This window comes from Microbacterium sp. B24 (assembly GCF_000333415.1).
In the GTDB taxonomy this organism is placed as follows: Bacteria; Actinomycetota; Actinomycetes; order Actinomycetales; family Microbacteriaceae; genus Microbacterium.
Window position 1 is genome coordinate 1 of sequence record NZ_BADB01000529.1, and the last position, 1,533, is coordinate 1,533.

Consider the following 1,533-nt stretch of genomic DNA (forward strand, 5'->3'; position numbering starts at 1 on the left):
CCCGGACGCGCCGAACCCTTCTGGCACGCCTGGAGGCTGAGCAGATCGCCGTCGACGCACTGATCAACAACGCCGGCCTCGGCATCCATGGCGACCTCGGCACCACGCCCCTGCGCTCGGCGACCACGCAGATCGCCGTCAACGTGCGGAGCCTGACAGCGCTCACCGCAGGCTTCCCACCATTCACGGTGGTAGGCCGGCGGCGAGATCACGTCGTGGTAGAGCGGCCAGATCGTGTCGTTCGAGAACCCCTCGTAATACAGCGCCACGTCTTCGGCGGACAATGCCACGGGCACGAGCGACATCCCCTCCAGCTCGAAGGGATCGATCTCGAGGTCGGCGGTGCCGGGCCAGCCCACCCACGCCCCGCCGGTGCGCTGCAGCACCGGTTCGAGAGCGGCGACCAAGCCGCCCGGCGAACGACGCCACCCACCCTCGACGCTCGGATCATGGTCGACGGGCAGGCGGTTGGACACGACGATCATGTCGGCCTCGGACTTCGGGTCGCTCACGCGGCTCCTCTCGGCAGGCGTTCTTCCAGGCTAACGTGGTCGCATGCGCAAGTACCTGTTCGGGACCGGGATCATCTCCGCCGTGACCAGCGGCGTCGCGCTGCTGCGCGGCCTCCGTGGCGACGTGCCGTTCACGTGGCGTCAGGCGCTCGCGTGGCTGAGCTGGGGAATCACTCTGGCCCTGTCGATCGGCACGATCGTGGACACCTATCGCGCCTCCCGCGGACGGATCATCTCCACCGACTCCCCCGTGCGCGGGAGCGAGGAGAAGCTGCTGGCGAAGCGCCTGCAACGGTGAGCATCGAGAGCTGAGACGCGCGTTCAGAGCCCGATCTCGTAATGCACGAAGCCGGTGTCGGTTGCGACCCGGTCGTAGAGAGCGCGCGCTGTCGCATTGTCCTTCTGCGTCAGCCAGTAGATCTTGACCGCGCCGGCGGCGCCGGCCTGCGCGCGCACGTGGGCGATGAGTGCGCCGCCGATACCGCCGCCGCGCGCGTCCGGTGACACGAAGAGATCCTCGAGGTAGCAGTACGGACCGCTCGCCCACGTGGACGGGTGGAACAGCCAATGGACGATGCCGACCGCGCGGCCCTCGTCATCGCGCGCAATGGCCCCGTGCAGCTCGACCCCGGCGACGAGACGACGGTAGACGTCGTCGGTCACCTCTTCGGCGAGATCGCTTTCGTAGAACGTCAGGTAGCCGGACCACAGGTCAGCCCATTCCTCGCGGTCGGTCGCGCTCAGCGCAGTGATCGTCACCATGCACCGAGGCTACCGCGCACGGCCTCGCCGCCCGACCGGCTGATGCGGTCGCGCGGCGAGGACCCCGCTCAGTGGGCGAGCACGGGGTCGCCCGCGGTGTCGACCGAGGTGGTCGCGGCATTCGCGGCCCGACGAACGGACGCTTTGCGCCGGAATCCGAGGGCGGCCACCACCGCGCCGAGTGCGAATGCGCCGGCCCCCCACCAGTACGCCGTCGCGTAGCTGTGCAGAGCGGCATCGGCCAGAACCTGCGGCGGGC

Annotated in this window: 3 protein-coding genes and 1 pseudogene; 1 reads left to right on the forward strand and 3 read right to left on the reverse strand. The window is 69.4% G+C overall.

Features of this window, described 5'->3' with window-relative positions; translation table 11 throughout:
• The coding region (locus I5I_RS17710; RefSeq protein ID WP_239640139.1) for a trehalose-6-phosphate synthase at positions 1-485 on the reverse strand (485 nt) is incomplete at its 3' end.
• A gap of 70 nt (positions 486-555) precedes the next feature.
• Between I5I_RS17710 and I5I_RS15595 the strand changes: the two genes are divergently transcribed.
• Positions 556-810, forward strand: a complete 255-nt coding sequence (locus tag I5I_RS15595) for a hypothetical protein (protein WP_036318373.1) — start codon at positions 556-558, stop codon at positions 808-810.
• Positions 811-833: 23 nt separating this feature from the next.
• Here I5I_RS15595 and I5I_RS15600 read toward each other — a convergent pair whose 3' ends face one another.
• Both I5I_RS15600 and I5I_RS15605 read right to left on the reverse strand, forming a co-directional pair.
• Positions 834-1,274: a GNAT family N-acetyltransferase gene (locus tag I5I_RS15600; RefSeq protein WP_036321940.1), complete on the reverse strand. Its 441-nt coding sequence runs from the start codon at positions 1,272-1,274 to the stop codon at positions 834-836.
• Positions 1,275-1,342: 68 nt separating this feature from the next.
• A pseudogene (locus tag I5I_RS15605) lies at positions 1,343-1,533 on the reverse strand (MFS transporter); the annotation flags it as partial.

Excerpts from the sequence above, each read along its gene's own strand:
- I5I_RS15600 (WP_036321940.1), bottom strand. The coding sequence starts at position 1,274 with ATGGTGACGATCACTGCGCTGAGCGCGACCGACCGCGAGGAATGGGCT.
- I5I_RS15595 (WP_036318373.1), top strand. The coding sequence starts at position 556 with ATGCGCAAGTACCTGTTCGGGACCGGGATCATCTCCGCCGTGACCAGC.